This window comes from Micromonospora sp. ZG13 (assembly GCF_059359355.1).
Genome location: NZ_JCADBQ010000003.1, coordinates 431,815 through 447,923, shown reverse-complemented (window position 1 = coordinate 447,923; position 16,109 = coordinate 431,815). Strand labels below are relative to the sequence as shown.

Annotated in this window: 13 protein-coding genes; 5 read left to right on the top strand and 8 right to left on the bottom strand. The window is 73.4% G+C overall.

All coding sequences use genetic code 11. The features are described from left to right. Window positions 1–203: 203 nt before the first annotated feature. The 5 genes from AC5L34_RS09565 to deoC form a co-directional block, all read right to left on the bottom strand. Window positions 204–1,109: a M56 family metallopeptidase gene (locus AC5L34_RS09565; RefSeq protein WP_441174425.1), complete on the bottom strand. Its 906-nt coding sequence runs from the start codon at window positions 1,107–1,109 to the stop codon at window positions 204–206. 10 nt (window positions 1,110–1,119) lie between these two features. Further along, complete coding sequence (locus tag AC5L34_RS09560; RefSeq protein ID WP_441174424.1) at window positions 1,120–1,578, bottom strand: BlaI/MecI/CopY family transcriptional regulator; 459 nt, start codon at window positions 1,576–1,578, stop codon at window positions 1,120–1,122. 175 nt (window positions 1,579–1,753) lie between these two features. Next, window positions 1,754–2,578, bottom strand: a complete 825-nt coding sequence (locus AC5L34_RS09555) for an aldehyde dehydrogenase family protein (protein ID WP_089002053.1) — start codon at window positions 2,576–2,578, stop codon at window positions 1,754–1,756. Next, window positions 2,571–4,001: an aldehyde dehydrogenase family protein gene (locus AC5L34_RS09550; RefSeq protein WP_357715714.1), complete on the bottom strand. Its 1,431-nt coding sequence runs from the start codon at window positions 3,999–4,001 to the stop codon at window positions 2,571–2,573. The genes AC5L34_RS09555 and AC5L34_RS09550 overlap by 8 nt, the downstream gene beginning before the upstream one ends. A gap of 6 nt (window positions 4,002–4,007) precedes the next feature. Then, window positions 4,008–4,967 (bottom strand): deoxyribose-phosphate aldolase, encoded by a 960-nt coding sequence (deoC, locus tag AC5L34_RS09545; RefSeq protein WP_089002051.1) that lies wholly within the window; start codon window positions 4,965–4,967, stop codon window positions 4,008–4,010. Window positions 4,968–5,100: 133 nt separating this feature from the next. Here deoC and upp point away from each other — a divergent pair, with 133 nt between their 5' ends. Both upp and AC5L34_RS09535 read left to right on the top strand, forming a co-directional pair. Then, window positions 5,101–5,733 (top strand): uracil phosphoribosyltransferase, encoded by a 633-nt coding sequence (upp, locus tag AC5L34_RS09540; protein WP_089002050.1) that lies wholly within the window; start codon window positions 5,101–5,103, stop codon window positions 5,731–5,733. A gap of 77 nt (window positions 5,734–5,810) precedes the next feature. Further along, window positions 5,811–6,488, top strand: a complete 678-nt coding sequence (locus tag AC5L34_RS09535; protein WP_441174422.1) for a GOLPH3/VPS74 family protein — start codon at window positions 5,811–5,813, stop codon at window positions 6,486–6,488. A gap of 221 nt (window positions 6,489–6,709) precedes the next feature. On the opposite strand, the gene AC5L34_RS09530 is transcribed toward AC5L34_RS09535, so the two are convergent. Then, complete coding sequence (locus tag AC5L34_RS09530; RefSeq protein WP_494824502.1) at window positions 6,710–8,434, bottom strand: phospho-sugar mutase; 1,725 nt, start codon at window positions 8,432–8,434, stop codon at window positions 6,710–6,712. A 48-nt stretch (window positions 8,435–8,482) separates the two neighbouring features. Next, the gene (locus tag AC5L34_RS09525) at window positions 8,483–10,651 is read right to left on the bottom strand and encodes a serine/threonine-protein kinase (protein ID WP_494824500.1); all 2,169 of its coding nucleotides are present in this window, start codon (window positions 10,649–10,651) and stop codon (window positions 8,483–8,485) included. Window positions 10,652–10,864: 213 nt separating this feature from the next. Between AC5L34_RS09525 and AC5L34_RS09520 the strand changes: the two genes are divergently transcribed. Together AC5L34_RS09520 and AC5L34_RS09515 are read left to right on the top strand one after the other, a co-directional pair. Then, window positions 10,865–12,448, top strand: coding sequence for an acyl-CoA mutase large subunit family protein (locus AC5L34_RS09520; RefSeq protein WP_494824498.1), 1,584 nt, complete (start codon window positions 10,865–10,867; stop codon window positions 12,446–12,448). A 708-nt stretch (window positions 12,449–13,156) separates the two neighbouring features. Then, the gene (locus AC5L34_RS09515; protein ID WP_089002045.1) at window positions 13,157–14,416 is read left to right on the top strand and encodes an amidohydrolase; all 1,260 of its coding nucleotides are present in this window, start codon (window positions 13,157–13,159) and stop codon (window positions 14,414–14,416) included. On the opposite strand, the gene AC5L34_RS09510 is transcribed toward AC5L34_RS09515, so the two are convergent. Next, window positions 14,373–15,359 (bottom strand): DUF4349 domain-containing protein, encoded by a 987-nt coding sequence (locus AC5L34_RS09510; protein ID WP_494824496.1) that lies wholly within the window; start codon window positions 15,357–15,359, stop codon window positions 14,373–14,375. The two genes, AC5L34_RS09515 and AC5L34_RS09510, sit on opposite strands and share 44 nt — an antisense overlap. Window positions 15,360–15,475: 116 nt before the next feature. On the opposite strand from AC5L34_RS09510, the gene AC5L34_RS09505 reads away from it, so the two are divergent. Beyond that, window positions 15,476–16,105 (top strand): MBL fold metallo-hydrolase, encoded by a 630-nt coding sequence (locus tag AC5L34_RS09505; RefSeq protein ID WP_494824495.1) that lies wholly within the window; start codon window positions 15,476–15,478, stop codon window positions 16,103–16,105. Window positions 16,106–16,109 lie beyond the last annotated feature (4 nt).

The following is a 16,109-nucleotide window of genomic DNA, read 5'->3' as shown; positions in this document are numbered from 1 at the left end:
ACATAACTACTATGGCCCGTCGTAGAGGATCCTACGACGACTTGTAGTAGCTGTGGGGGAGGAGCGACGGGCGGGTCGCGTCGCCACCCGGGCGGGCCTCGTCCAGCATGGCGGGACGCGCTCCACGCAGCGGTAACTGCCGATGCGCAAGGGCGGCCGAGTCCCGGGAAGGCCGCCCGCAGGCGGTGCGGGGCGGCCCGGAGTCAGCTCAGGAAGAGGGAGACCGGCAGGGCGGCCACGGTGGTCGCCACGGTGAGCGCGGCGGTTCCGAGCAGCCGGGGCGGCCGGCCGGCGACCAGCAGCCGCTGCACCCGTACGTCGAGATCCCGGTCGCCCACCCCGAGGGCGCCCGCCGGAGTGATCCGGTTGCCGGCGGCGGCGAAGCGGCGCAGCGCACCGGCGAGCGGGGCGTCGGCGTGCGCCTCCCGGGCCTTGTCGTCGGCCCGCATCTCGACCAGCAGGGCGACCCGGTCGTGCGCCTCGCGGACCCACGCGAACCACGGCAGCGCCCGGCTGAGCGCGGTGAACGGCAGCAGCACCAGGTCGTGGCGTTCCTGGGCGTGCGCCCGCTCGTGGGCGAGCACGGCCGCCAGCTCGGCGGGGTCCAGCAGGTCGAGGGTGCCCGCGCTGACCACCACCCGGGGGCGCATCCCCGGCAGGCAGTACGCCGCGGCGCTCGGGTGGTCGAGCACCAGCGCCCCGGGCACCGTCGGGTCGCGGCGGGCGACCAGGGCGAGCAGGTCCCGGTGCCGGCGCTGGGCGCGTACGGTGCCGTGGATGCTGCGGACGGTCGTGGCCAGCAGGACCGCGCCGATGCCGAGCCCCACCCCGACGGCGGCCAGGTGCGGCGCGCCCAGCCCGACGGGCAGGGTGCCGTGGGCGAGGTCCGTGGCGAGGGCGACCAGCGCGCTGCCGGTCGGGCGGTCGTAGGCGGCCAGGCCCAGCGCGATCGGCACGCCCATGGCGGAGAGCCCGAGGGCCAGCCCGACCGCCTGCCAGCAGACGATCGCCACGCGAGGGCTGCGCCACGTCCAGGTGGAGCGGGACAGCACCTGCGCGGTCAGCCAGCAGGCCAGCATCGACGCGGCGAAGTGCAGGGCGTACGCCACGGCCGCCGCCCTACCTGTCCGCTGCCTTGTCGGTCCGGGGCGGCAGGCCGTCGATCGACGGCGCCTCGACCCGGTCGGTCAGCGCGCTCCCGTCGTGCCCGGTCGCCCCGGCCTCGGCCCCGAGGGCGGCGCGCAGCACCTCGGCCTCGGTGCCGGTCACCGAGCGGGCGAAGCGCACCAGCGCGGCGTCGCGGCTGCCGCCGAGGTCGAGGGCGTCGAGCATGAGCTGGGCGATGTACTGCTCGCGGCTGGCGGCGGCCCGGTAACGCCAGGCCCGCCCCTCCCGCTCGCGCTGCACCATGCCCTTGCCGGCGAGCCGGTCGAGCACGGTCATCACCGTCGTGTACGCCAGCTCGCGCCCGTCCAGCGCATCGGCCACCTCGCGCACGGTGATCCCGTCCGACGTGCCCGGGACCGAGTCCCACAAGACGTCCATCACCGCGCGTTCAAGATCACCAAGCCGAGTCACGCCGCAATCCTACCCCCGGTAGTAGACCTGCCCCACCCGAGGCAGCACGCCTGCGCCGAGCCTTCCCACGAACCTGTCCACGGACGGTTTTCCGGGGAGCCCCGCCTGCGCAGGGATCAAGCCTGACCGCCCGGAGCGGGCGGGGCTCCCCGGAAAACCCCAGGACAGCGAACAGTCACACCCCCTTGGGGTGCCAGACCGTCTTCGTCTCCAGCAGCGTGGTCATCCGGGTGATGCCCGGGTCGGCGGACCAGTCGTGGTCGGCCGGGGCCGGCCGGAGCACCCGCTTGAGGTTCTGCGCCGCCTTGACCTCCAGCTCGACCGCCAGTTCGGCGTCGGTCACCCCGGTCAGGTCGATGGCGTTGACGTCCATGTGGGCGGCCAGCGCCGGCACGGTCTCGGCGATCCGCCCGGTGAGCAGGTTGACCACGCCGCCGGGCAGGTCGGAGGTGGCGAGCACCTCCGCCAGGGTCACCGCCGCCAGGGGCTGCGTCGGCGAGGTCGCCACCACCACGGTGTTGCCGGTGACGATCGCCGGGGCGATCACGCTGACCAGGCCGAGCAGCGCCGGTGACTCGGGGGCGACCACGGCCACCACGCCGGTCGGCTCGGGCGCCGACAGGTTGAAGTACGGCCCGGCGACCGGGTTGGCGCCGCCGTACACCTGGGGGAGCTTGTCGGACCAGCCGGCGTACCAGACCCAGCGGTCCACGGCCGCGTCGACCTCGTCGCCGGGCACGCCGAGGGCGACGAACTGCTCCCGCCGGCCCTCCAGCATCTCGGCGACCCGGTAGAGGATCTGACCCCGGTTGTACGCGGTCGCCCCGGCCCAGCCCTTCACGGCGGCGCGGGCGGCGACGACGGCGTCCCGCGCGTCCTTGCGGGAGGCCAGGGAGACATTCGCGTCCTGCACGAGATACGACCGTCCCGACTCGCTGCGCGGGAACTTCCCGCCGATGAAGAGCTTGTACGTCTTGCGTACCGCGACCCGCTCAGACATTGAGGTAGCCCTCCAGCCCGTGCCGGCCGCCCTCGCGACCGTAGCCCGACTCCTTGTAGCCGCCGAACGGCGAGGTGGGGTCGAACTTGTTGAACGTGTTGGCCCAGACCACGCCGGCGCGCAGCCGGTCGGCCATCCACAGGATCCGGGAGCCCTTGTCGGTCCAGATCCCGGCCGACAGCCCGTACGGCGTGTTGTTGGCCTTCTCGACGGCCTCCGCCGGGGTGCGGAACGTCAGCACGGACAGCACCGGGCCGAAGATCTCCTCGCGGGCGATCCGGTGTGCCTGGGTGACCCCGGTGAAGATCGTCGGGGCGAACCAGAAGCCGCGCTCCGGCAGCTCGCACGACGGCGACCAGCGCTCGGCGCCCTCGGCGGACCCGGCGTCGGACAGCTCCCGGATCCGCGCGAGCTGCGCGGCCGAGTTGATCGCCCCGATGTCGGTGTTCTTGTCCAGCGGGTCGCCGACGCGCAGCTGGGCCATCCGCCGCTTCAGCGACTCCAGCACCCGGTCGGCGACGTTCTCCTGGATCAGCAGCCGCGAGCCGGCGCAGCAGACGTGCCCCTGGTTGAAGAAGATGCCGTTGACGATGCCCTCGACCGCCTGGTCGACGGGGGCGTCGTCGAAGACGATGTTGGCCGCCTTGCCGCCCAGCTCCAGGGTGAGCTTCTTGCGGGTGCCGGCCACGGCGCGGGCGATGGCCCGGCCCACCTCGGTCGAGCCGGTGAAGGCGACCTTGTCCACGCCCGGGTGCTCGACCAGCGCGCGGCCGGTGTCGCCGGCGCCCGTGACGATGTTGACCACGCCGGCGGGCAGGTCGGCCTGCTGGCAGATCTCGGCGAAGAGCAGCGCGGTCAGCGGGGTCGTCTCGGCCGGCTTCAGCACCACCGTGTTGCCGGCGGCCAGCGCCGGGGCGATCTTCCACGCCAGCATCAGCAGGGGGAAGTTCCACGGGATGACCTGCGCGGCCACGCCCAGCGGGCGCGGGTTCGCGCCGAAGCCGGCGTGTTCGAGCTTGTCGGCCCAGCCGGCGTAGTAGAAGAAGTGCGCGGCGACCAGCGGCAGGTCGACGTCGCGGGACTCCTTGATCGGCTTGCCGTTGTCCAGCGACTCCAGCACGGCCAGCTCGCGCGAGCGCTCCTGGATGATCCGGGCGATCCGGAACAGGTACTTGGCCCGGTCCCGGCCCGGCATCGGGCCCCAGACCTTCTCGTACGCGGCCCGGGCGGCGCGGACGGCGCGTTCCACGTCCTGCGCGCCGGCCTCGGCGACCTCGGCGAGCACCTCCTCCGAGGCCGGGTTGACCGTCTTGAACGTGCCGCCGTCGGCCGGGTCGACGAAGTCACCGTCGACGAAGAGCCCGTAGGAGGCCTTGAGGTCCACCACCGAGCGGGACTCGGGGGCGGGTGCGTATTCGAACATCGGCTCTCAGTCCAGGGTGAAGTAGTCGGGACCGGAGTAGGTGCCGGTCGTCAGCTTGGTGCGCTGCATGAGCAGGTCGTTGAGCAGGCTGGAGGCGCCGAAGCGGAACCAGTCCGGGTCCAGCCAGTCCGCGCCGACGGTCTCGTTGACCATCACCAGGTACTTGATGGCGTCCTTGGTGGTCTTGATGCCGCCGGCCGGCTTCACGCCGACCTGCCGCCCGGTGGCCGCCCGGAAGTCGCGTACGGCCTCCAGCATCACCAGGGTCACCGGGAGGGTGGCCGCGACCGGGACCTTGCCGGTGGAGGTCTTGATGAAGTCGCCGCCGGCCAGCATCGCCAGCCAGGAGGCGCGCCGCACGTTGTCGTACGTGGCCAGCTCGCCGGTCTCCAGGATCACCTTCAGGTGGGCGTCCCCGCAGGCCTCCTTGGTGGCCACGATCTCGTCGTGGACCTCGGAGTAGCGCCCGGCCAGGAACGCGCCCCGGTTGATCACCATGTCGATCTCGTCGGCGCCCGCCGCCACGGCCGCCCGGGTGTCGGCGAGCTTGACCTCCAGCGGTGCCTGGCCCGACGGGAAGGCGGTCGCCACGCTGGCCAGGTGCACACCGCTTCCGCGCAGCACCTCGGCCACGTGCGGGACCATCGAGGGATAGACGCAGACCGCGCCGACGTGCGGGCAGGACGGATCGGCCGGGTCGGGGCGCAGTGCCTTGGCCGCGAGGGCCCGCACCTTGCCGGGGGTGTCGGCCCCTTCGAGGGTGGTCAGGTCGACCATCCGGATCGCCAGGTCGATGGCCTGGGCCTTGGCGGTGGTCTTGATGGAGCGGGTGCCGAGCTGTGCCGCCCGCTGCTCCGCGCCGACCTGATCCACGCCGGGCAGGCCGTGCAGGAAGGTCCGCAGAGCGGTCTCGGATCGTCCCAACTCGGAGAGCTCCGACCGGGCCGACGTCGCTGTCGCCGTCATGGCCAGAAGTCTACGCACCCGATCCGGCAGTGATCTTGGTCACGGTGCCGTCGGGGGCGCGGGTGGTGAGCGAGGTCGCTGGTCCGGCCGCACCCGCAGTGCGGGAGCGGGGCGACCGGTAGGTTGAGCGATCGTGGACGTACACGTCATTGACCATCCGCTCGCCCAGTCGCGGCTGACCGCCATGCGGGACGCGCGCACCGACTCCTCCTCGTTCCGGGCGGCGCTGCACGAACTCACCACCATGCTGGTGTACGAGGCCGCGCGGTCGTTCCCCGTCGAGAAGTACCCGGTGCAGACCCCCGTCACCGGCACCGAGGGCACCCGGCTGGCCAATCCGCCGCTGCTCGTACCGGTGCTGCGGGCCGGCCTGGGCATGGCCGACGCCGCGCTCGGCCTGCTGCCGGAGTCCTCGATGGGCTTCGTCGGCCTGGCCCGCGACGAGGAGACGTACGAGCCGCGCGCCTACATGGAGTCGCTGCCGCGCGACCTCAGCGGCCTGCCGGTGCTGGTGCTCGACCCGATGCTCGCCACCGGCGGCTCGCTGGAGCACTGCTGCCGGCTGCTGGCCGACCGCGGCTGCACCGACATCACGGTGCTCTGCGTGCTCGCCGCACCCGTCGGCATCGAGCGGCTGGAGCGCTCCGGCCTGCCGCTGCGCCTGGTCACCGCCTCCATCGACGAGGGGCTCAACGACCGCATGTTCATCGTGCCGGGGCTCGGCGACGCCGGCGACCGCCAGTTCGGTGGCATGCCCCGCTTCTGAGGTCCGCCGCGCGGCTGCGCGTGAATCCGTGCGCGAGTCCGTGCGCGGGATGCGCGCAGCCGCTACCGTCTCCGGCCATGACTGGTGTTGCGCTCGCCGAAGAGCTGCTTCTCCTCGCGTACGACGACGAGACCGGCAAGGCGACCATGCCGCGGATCAGCCTCGACCTGGGGATGGCCGCCGCGGTGCTGATCGAACTGGCCCTGGCCGGGCGGATCGCGTACTCCGACGGGTCCCTGACGGTGGTCGACCCGACGCCCATCGGTGAGCCGCTCGTCGACGGGGTCCTCGCCCGCATGGCGGCCGACACGCCGCACAGCCCCTCGTCCTGGGTGCAGCGGCTGCGGCATGGCCTGCGCGACAGGATCCTCGGCGACCTGTGCGCCCAGGGCGTGGTGCGTGACGTCGACGAGACCGAGCTGGGCTTCATCCACGTGCACCGCTACCCGACGGTGGACCCCGCCGTCGAGGCGGACACCCGACGCCGGCTCGCCGAGGCGCTGGCCAGCGGCGAACTGCCCGACGAGCGGACCGCCGCGCTGGCCACCCTGGTCGCGGTGCTGCGGATGGAACCGGCGCTCGGCCTGACCGGTGACGCCGCCCGGGAGGCCCGGCAGCGGCTGGAGGAGATCGCGGGTGGCTCCGGTTTCTCCGGCACCGTCAGCCTCGACGACTCCGTGGTCCGCCCCTCGGTCGGCCTCGTCGTGGCCGCCCTGGGCCGCGCCGTCGACGCCGCCCTGGGCCCCCGCCGCTGACCGAACCCGCCCTGAACCACCCACCCATTCACCCACCCCCACCCCCACCGCCCACCACCCCCGACCGGCGGCCCCCTGCGGCCCCGTCGCCGGCCCTTGTCGATCAAGAAGTTTGCGTCCTGGAGAGGCGCGTTCCCTGACGCGAACTTCTTGATCACCGGGCCTAACCCCGGGGCGCCGGGCTGCGCGGTCTTGTGGGATGGGGTGGGTGGGGGCGGGGTTCAGAGGTTCAGGGTCTTGGCCATTTCCGCGCGGAGGGTGGTTACCGCGTCGGTGGCGCGGGCGCGGGCTCCGGCGACGTCGCCGTCCGCCACCGGCTCCACCACCTCCAGGTACGCCTTGAGCTTCGGCTCGGTGCCCGAGGGGCGGATCACCACCCGGGCGGTGCCGGTACGCAGGATCACCACGTCCGCCTCGGGGAGCAGGTCCTGTGCCTCGGTGACCGGCTGGCCGAGCAGCGTGGTGGGGGTGGCGGCCCGGATCCGGGCCATCGCGTCGGCGATCAGCCGCAGGTCGTCCACCCGCACCGAGAGCTGGTCGGTGTGGTGCACGCCGAACTCGGCGGCCAGCTCGTCCAGCCGGTCGGTCAGGGTGCGGCCCCGCGCCTTCAGCCCGGCGGCCAGCTCGGCCACGGTCAGCGCGGCGGTGATGCCGTCCTTGTCGCGTACGTGCTCCGGTGCGACGCAGTAGCCGAGCGCCTCCTCGTAGCCGAAGACCAGCGGCTCGGCCCCGCCGCCGGCCCGGACGATCCACTTGAACCCGGTCAGCGTCTCGTCGTACGGCAGGCCCCGGGCGGCGCACATGGCCCGCAGCAGTGACGACGACACGATCGTGGTGGCGTAGAGCCCGGTCACGCCGCGCCGCATGAGGTGGTCGGCCAGCAGCACGCCCACCTCGTCGCCGCGCAGCATCCGCCAGCCGGGCGGGGCCGCGTCCGGCTGGGCGGGGCCGGCGACCTCGCCGCCCGCGCTCGCCGCCCGGGCGGTGTCCCGGACGGCCACGGCGCAGCGGTCCGCGTCGGGATCGTTGGCGATGGCGATGTCCGCGCCGGTCGCCTCGGCCAGCGCGACCAGCCGGTCCACCGCCCCCGGCTCCTCCGGGTTGGGGAAGGCGACGGTCGGGAAGGCGGGGTCGGGCTCGGCCTGCTCGGGCACCACACCGGGCACGGGGAAGCCCGCGCTGGCGAACACCGCGGTGAGCACCGCCGCGCCCACCCCGTGCAGCGGCGTGTACGCCACCGCCAGGTCGCGCGAGCCGTCCGGGTCGATGACGGCGGTGGCCCGCTCCACGTAGGAGGCCACCAGGTCGTCGCCGAGCACCTGCCCGGCCGGGCCGAGCGGCACCTCGGCCAGCGGCCCGACCGACCGGATCGCGGCCTCGATGCCGGCGTCGGCCGGCGGCACGATCTGGGCGCCGGCGCCGAGCGCCCCGCCCAGCTCCGCGCCGAGGTAGACCTTGTAGCCGTTGTCCTGCGGCGGGTTGTGGCTGGCCGTGACCATCACCCCGGCGACCGCCCCGAGGTGGCGCACCGCGTACGCGAGCACGGGGGTGGGCAGGGGACGGGGCAGCAGCAGCGCCGGGCGTCCCGCGCCGGTGGCGACCTGGGCGGTGCGCTCGGCGAACTCGCGGGAACCGTGCCGGGCGTCGTACCCGATCACCAGCGGACCGGTGCCGCCCTGGGCGGCGAGCCAGCCGACCAGCCCGGCGGCGGCCTGGGTGACCACCGCGAGGTTCATCCCGTTGGGGCCGGCGCGCAGCGGCCCGCGCAGCCCGGCGGTGCCGAAGGTCAGCGGGCCGGCGAACCGGTCGGCCAGCTCCGGGGCGCTCGCCGGCAGGCGGTCGAGCACCGCCCGCAGCTCCTCCCGGCTGGCCGGGTCGGGATCGTCGTCGAGCCAGCGCCGCGCTCGCTCGCGAATGTCGTCGATGTCAGTGGTTTCCGCCGGCATGTCTCTTGATAGCACGCCGGCGGATCACCACCGCGCTTCCCCCGGGGCTCAGCCGGCCTCGGTGAGCTGGAACGACTTCACCATCTCGTCGAAGATCGGCCTGCTGTCGGCGAACTTCGCGTCGGTCGAGGTCAGGTAGAACGAGTAGACCTTGCCCTCGTGGACCACGCCGCGCCACACGCCGTGCCGCTTGGCCTCGCCCTCACCGCAGGTGTACTCGAACTCGGCCGCCGCCTTGCCGACCCACTGCACCTCGTTCATGGCGACCTGGGCGTACGGCTTGGCGCAGGACTTGGAACGGTTCTTCAGCGTGTCCTCGGCGACCTCCGCCCAGCGCATGGAGGTGGTGCGGAAGTCCTCCACCAGGATCCGGACCTTGCGGCCCTCGTCCTCCGGGTCGATGTAGTCCACCCACACGCCGGCGCTCTTGACCTCCCAGCCCTGCGGCACCAGGACCCGTACGCCCTTGCCGGTGTGCTCCTTCATCTCGGGCACGCCGGCGGCCGGGGCCTGCGAGGTCGGGGCGGCCTGCGGGACGGTGGGTGCCGGGTCGTCGCCGCCGGTGAAGAGGACGACCGCCCCGATCAGCAGCAGCGCGGCCAGGCCGCCGGCGGCGGCGAGCTGCACCTTGCGCGGCCAGCCCTTGACCATGCCGACGAGCTGGTTGCCGACGGTGCCGACCCGACCGGCGAAGCCGCCGCCGGAGCCGCCCGCGGCCGGCGCGGTGGCCGGGGTCGTCCACGCCTGGCCGGTGCCGGGCACCGACCACTGGCCGCCGCCGTACGTCCCGCCGAGCTGCTGGGTCGCCTCGGGCGGCGGTGCGCCGAAGACGGGGGTGCCGGCGGTCACCCGCTGGGTGGCCTCCGGCGGTGGCCCGAAGGTGGGCGTGCCCGCCTTCACCCGCGGGGTCGCCTCCGTCGGGCCGCTGAAGCCGACCAGGCCGGCGGCGTTGGTGCGCAGCTGCTGGGTGGCGTCCGAACCGCCGGACCCCATCCGCTGGGTCGCCTCGGCGCCGCCGTAGGTGCGGCCGGCCGGGGTGGACCCGCCCGGCGCCGGCATCGCGCCGGTGGGGGTGTGCAGCGGCCCGGCCAGGGCGTCGGCGCTGGTGTCGTCCATCGCGGCGGGGCTCGCGGCGAGGGCGGCCTGCGCGGGGCGCTCGCCCCGGCGCAGCGCCGCCAGCCGGTCGGTGAGCGACTCGCCGGGGTCGAGCATCGCCCGGCCGCCGATCTGCCCGCTCGGCTTCGGCTGCTCCGGCTGGGCGGCCGGCGGGGTCGGCACGGGTCGCTGCACCGGCACCACGGAGTAGGGATCGGTCACCGAGTTCACCGCGGCGGCGTTGCTGGTCAGCGGGCCGGCGAGCAGTTCGCGCAGCATGGCCCGGGCGGTGTGCACGTCGAGACGGCGGGCCGGGTCCTTCTCGAGCAGCCCCATCAGCACCCGGGCCAGCGGCCCGCTGCGCTGCGGCGGGGCGGGCGGGTCCTCGACCACGGCGTGCATGGTCTCGATCGGGTCGCCCTTGTCGAACGGGGGCCGCCCCTCCACCGCCGTGTAGAGCGTGACGCCCAGCGAGAAGAGGTCGCTCGGCGGGCCGAACTCCTGGCCCATCGCGCGCTCGGGGGAGATGAAGTGCGGCGAGCCGAGCACCATCCCGGGGGTGGTGAGCTGCACGTCGGTGGGCATCCGGGCCACGCCGAAGTCGGTCAGCACGCAGCGCCCGTCGGCGCAGATCAGCACGTTGGCCGGCTTGACGTCGCGGTGCAGCACGCCGATCGCGTGCGCCACCTCCAGCGCGCCGAGCAGCGCGATGCCGATCTTGGCGACCACCCGCTGCGCGACCGGCCCGTCCTCGATCACCATGTCGGCGAGGCTGCGGGCGTCGAGCAGCTCCATCACGATCCACGGCCGGCCGCCCTCGGTGACCACGTCGTAGACCTGGACGACGGCCGGGTGCTGGATCGCCGCCGCCGCGCGGGCCTCGCGCAGGGTGCGCTCGTACATGGCGTCGCGGTCGCTGGGGGCCAGCCCCGGGGGCAGGACGACCTCCTTGACGGCCACGTCCCGCCGCAGGAGTGTGTCCGTGGCACGCCAGACCGTACCCATGCCGCCGTTGCCCACCGCCGAGCGCAGCGAGTAGCGCTCGCCGATGGTCGTGCCGGGCGTCGCGCGTCCGTTGGGGGAACTGACTGGTCCGCCGCTCCACGTCGGGATCTGAGTCACAGAAAAGCCACCGGGGGAATTCGAGGGGGGCTGGGACACAACCCCCCTATCTTGCTGGTTCCGACGCCCGATGCGAAACCCGACGCGGCGGACGTTTGTCGAACTGGACGGTACGTGTCCGAGCGTTCACCTCTCGTCGATGCCCGTCGACGCGTCGACCGGTGTGCGGTATCCCTCACCCGCCGACGCCGTCGCGCGTCCTACCATCCGCTAATGAGCGAACCGCGGTCAAGCGAGTCCGGTTTTCCGATCAAGGGCGTCTACACGGCGGCGGACCTTCCGGAGGAACTGGACTCCCGGCTCGGCGGACCGGGCGAGTTCCCGTACACGCGCGGGGTCTACCCCACCATGTACACCTCCCGCCCGTGGACCATGCGCCAGTACGCCGGCTTCGGTACCGCCACCGAGTCCAACGCGCGGTACCACCAGTTGTTGCGGGCCGGCACGATGGGTCTCTCCGTGGCCTTCGACCTGCCGACGCAGATGGGCTACGACTCCGACGACCCGATCGCGCACGGCGAGGTGGGCAAGGTCGGGGTGGCCATCGACTCGATCGACGACATGCGGCTGCTCTTCGACGGCATCCCGCTCGACAAGGTCTCGACGTCGATGACCATCAACGCGCCGGGGTCGGTGCTGCTCCTGCTCTACCAGCTCGTGGCGGAGGAGAACGGGGTCGCCGGCTCGGCCCTCAACGGCACGATCCAGAACGACATCCTCAAGGAGTACATCGCCCGGGGGACGTACATCTTCCCGCCGAAGCCCTCGCTGCGGCTGGTGGCCGACACCTTCGGCTACTGCCGCAAGGAGGTGCCGAAGTGGAACACGATCTCCATCTCCGGCTACCACATGGCCGAGGCCGGCGCGTCGCCCGCGCAGGAGATCGCGTTCACCCTGGCCAACGGCGTCGAGTACGTCCGGGCCGCGCTGGCGGCCGGCCTCGCCGTGGACGACTTCGCGCCCCGGCTGTCGTTCTTCTTCGTCGCCCGCACCACCCTGCTGGAGGAGGTGGCCAAGTTCCGGGCCGCCCGCCGGATCTGGGCCCGGCTGATGCGCGACGACTTCGGCGCCAAGAACCCGAAGTCGATGATGCTGCGCTTCCACACCCAGACCGCGGGCGTGCAGCTCACCGCCCAGCAGCCCGAGGTCAACCTGGTGCGGGTGGCGGTGCAGGGCCTCGGCGCGGTCCTCGGCGGCACCCAGTCGCTGCACACCAACAGCTTCGACGAGGCGATCGCGCTGCCCACCGAGAAGGCGGCCCGGCTGGCGCTGCGCACCCAGCAGGTGCTGGCGTACGAGACGGACCTGACCGCCACGGTGGACCCGTTCGCCGGCTCGTACGTGGTGGAGGCGATGACCGCCGAGATCGAGGCGGCGGCGACCGAGCTGATGGAGCGGGTGGCCGACCACGGCTCGGCGGTCGACGCCATCGAGGCGGGCTTCCAGAAGCGGGAGATCGAGCAGTCCGCGTACCGGATCGCGCAGGAGATCGACTCCGGCGAGCGGGTGGTGGTGGGCCTCAACCGGTTCACCGTCGACGAGGAGGAGCCGTACGAGCCGCTGCGGGTCGACCCGACGATCGAGGCGGCGCAGGCCGAGCGGCTGGCCCGGCTGCGCGCCGAGCGCGACGCCGGGGCGGTCGAGCGGGGGCTGGCGGAGCTGCGGGCCGCCGCCGAGGGCACGGAGAACGTGCTCTACCCGATGAAGGAGGCGCTGCGGGCCCGCGCCACCGTGGGCGAGGTCTGCGGCACCCTGCGCCAGGTGTGGGGCCTGTACCGCCCGAGCGACCGGTTCTGATCACGTCGACCGACGGCCGTCCGACCTCCCGGCGTGCCGGGGGCGGGCGGCCGTCGGCGTCGGTGCGGCACCGCTTCACCTCTGCGCCGTAACCGGCCGGTGCACGTGCGGGTAACGACCCGCCCATGGCGCGTTCCTGCTGGTCGCGGGCCTGCGGGAAGGAGCGCTACAGTCGGAGGAGACCCTGGCCGCCCATCGGCGGCGCGGGCGCGTGGAGTGGCCCCGGCGACGCCGCCGGAGGGCTGCGCGCGCGGTGCGGGGCGACGTGGCCCACCGGCCACGGCGTGTGCCGGACGGGTTCGGGGGTAACCCGACCGGGTGGACGTGGACGCACACGGTGTGCGGTTGGTCGGCGACGGGGTGTGTGACCGTCTCGGGTGCCCTCGCTCGGGCGATGGTCGGGTAATTGTCGGAGTGTCCGTCGGCGTGACCGACTAATGCGACAATTCGGAAAAGCGGCCTCTGCGATCGGCATCGATTTCGCGACGGCCGGGCCGATTACGCGTTGTAGGAGGTGGGTGGCAGATGACGGCGTTCGACCGCGATCTACCTGCTGTCCCGCAGATCTACGAGCGCTCCGAGCAGGGCATACGTGACGCTGCGCGGTCCGACGGCTACCGGAACGACGTTGCGCAGCGTCACCGTCGGAGGTCTAGGCTGTCTGCTGTTCCTGATGATCCATCCATCTCTAGCGAACGAGAATTCGACGTGACGAGTGCGTTGACGCTGCCCACCGGCAACCAGCTGGCGTCGTCCTGGCCGGAGGCGCCGTCCGGGTCCCAGCCCCTGCCGTTCGAGCTGGACCACCTGCTCGCCCTCCGGGTGCCCGGGCTGATCGCCACCCGTCGCCACCTCCACTCGCACCCGGAGCTCTCCGGCGAGGAGTTCGAGACGGCCGCCCTGATCGCCCGGGAGCTGACCCTGGCCGGGCTGCGGCCGCGGCTGCTGCCGAAGGGCAACGGGGTCATCTGCGACATCGACGGGCGCCCCGACGGCCCGGTCGTCGCGCTGCGCGCCGACATCGACGCCCTGCCGCTGACCGACTCGAAGGACGTGCCGTACCGCTCCACCGTGGACGGCGTCTGCCACGCCTGCGGTCACGACGTGCACACCACCGTCATGCTCGGCGTCGGCATGCTGCTCGCCCAGCTCGCCGACCTGGGCGAGCTGCCCGGCCGGGTCCGGCTGATCTTCCAGCCCGCCGAGGAGATCCTGCCCTGCGGCTCGCTGGAGGTCATCGAGGCCGGCGGCCTGGACGACGTGGTGCAGATCTTCGCGCTGCACTGCGACCCCAACCTGCCGGTCGGGCAGATCGGCCTGCGGGTCGGCCCGATCACCGCCGCCGCCGACAACGTCACCGTCCGGCTCACCGGCCCCGGCGGGCACACCGCCCGCCCGCACCTGACCGTCGACCTGGTCGACGCCCTGGGTCGCCTGATCACCGAGGTACCGGCGTTGGTCAGCCGCCGGGTGCCGGCCAACAGCGGGCTGCTGCTGGTCTTCGGCCACGCCTCGGCCGGCACCCGTTACAACGTCATCCCCTCCGAGGCGTCCGCGTCCGGCACCCTGCGGGTGATGGACCGCGACACCTGGGAGCTGGCCCCCAAGATCGTGGGTCAGGTCGTCCGCGACGTCGTGGCCCCGACCGGGGCCACCGTCGACCTCGAATACCTGCGGGGCCGCCCGCCGGTGTGCAACGACTCCCGCGCGATCCAGGTCCTCACGGGCGCCACCACCGCCACGCTCGGGCCGGAGGGCGTGGCCGAGACCCCGCAGAGCATGGGCGGCGAGGACTTCTCCTGGTACCTGGAGTACGTCCCCGGCGCGCTCGCCCGGCTGGGCGTCGGCCGCTCCGGCCCGAACGTGGACCTGCACCGGGCCTCGTTCGACGTGGACGAACGGGCCATCCCGGTCGGCGTACGGCTCATGGTCCAGACCGCGCTGCGGGCACTGGCGGCGGCCCGGTAGGCAGCGGCGCCGCCGGTCCGCCCGGCAACGCCGGCGGCGGGCTCGTACGCCGCCGCCGGCGCAGCACCACCAGTAGCACCGTCAGCGGCACGCCGATCGCCAGCAGCCACGGCAGCACCGCGCCGAGCACCGTCAGCAGGACGGTCATCGAGGTCAGGAAGACCTTCCAGCCACCCTTGAGCCCCACCATGAAGCCGACCTCGGCCTCCTCGTCGGCGGTGCTCGCATCGGGGCCGACCAGCGACACGGTGATCGTCGACAGACTGGTCAGGTCCGCCAGCCGCTCCTTCTTCGCCTCCAGCGACGCCAGGTCCGCCTCCCGCCGGGACAGCTCGTTCTCCAGCGACACCAGGTCGCTGATCGAGGTCGCCTTGGCCAGCAGCCTGCGGGCGCTCTCCACCCGGGCGCGCTGGGTGGTGATCCGCGCGTCCAGGTCGACCATCTGCTCGGTGACGTCCTCGGTGCGGATCTCCCGCCGCTGCTGCCGGCCCAGCTTCGCCAGCTCCTCGACGACGCCGTGGAACTTCGCCGCCGGCACCCGCAGCTCCAACTCGGCCCGCGCGTCCGCGTCGGCGCTGCGCCGCTGGTCGCCGCCGACGAAACCGCCGGCCGCCGTGACCGTGGCGATCGCGCTGCGTGCCGCGTCGTCCACATTCTCCACCTGCACGCGCATCGTGCCGGTGTAGATGATGGACCGCTGGTCGACCCGCAGGTCGGGCGCACCGGCGCCGGCGCCCGGCTCGGCCTTGCCGGCGCCCGGCTCGGCCGCGCCGCCCGCCTGGTCCGCCGCGTCGCCCCCCCGGTCGCGCTCCGCCGGGGCCGCCGCCGGCCCGCTGTCGGCGTTGTCACCCGCGTCGCTGCCACAGCCCGCCAACGCGAGCAGCGCGACCAAGGCGGCAGCCGTCAGCCGTACGCCCCGACGTCGCCGTCCCCCTACGTCCATCCCGCCTCCATCGTCCTCGCCCCCGTGTGGGGCGATACCTCAGACGTGACGCGTCACCACGTCGGTTCCGGCAGACTGCGCTCAGGACGTCACGATTCGATAATCTTGGAGTCACGATGCAGCTCACCAAGTACGCCCACTCCTGCCTGCGGGTGGAGCACGACGGGGGAGTGCTGGTCATCGACCCGGGTGTGTTCAGCGAGGCGGCGGCGCTCGACGGGGCGGACGCGGTGCTGATCACCCACGAGCACCCCGACCACGTCGACGTCGAGGCGGTCAGCCGGCAGCTCGACCGGCGTCGGTTCGTCATCCACGGCCCGGCGTCGCTGGCCGGCACCCTGGGCGACGCCGCCGAGGTGCTCGACGCGGTCCGACCGGGACAGTCGTTCACGGCCGCTGGCGTGCCGGTACGCGCCTACGGCGGCCGGCACGCCGTGATCCACCCCGACATCCCGGTCGTGGACAACCTGGCGTACCTGCTGGACGACGTGGTCTACCACCCCGGGGACAGCCTGGTGGTCCCCGAGGACACCCAGGTCGACACGCTCTTCCTGCCGATCCACGCCCCGTGGACGAAGTTCTCCGAGTCGCTGGACTTCCTCCGGGCGGTCGCCCCGCGCCGGGCGTACGCGCTGCACGACGGGCTGCTCAACGACAACGGGCTCAACGTGCTCAACGGCAACTTCACCCGGCTGTCCGAGGTGGACTACCGCCGGCTCGAACCGGGCACCCGGATCGACGCCTGACGGC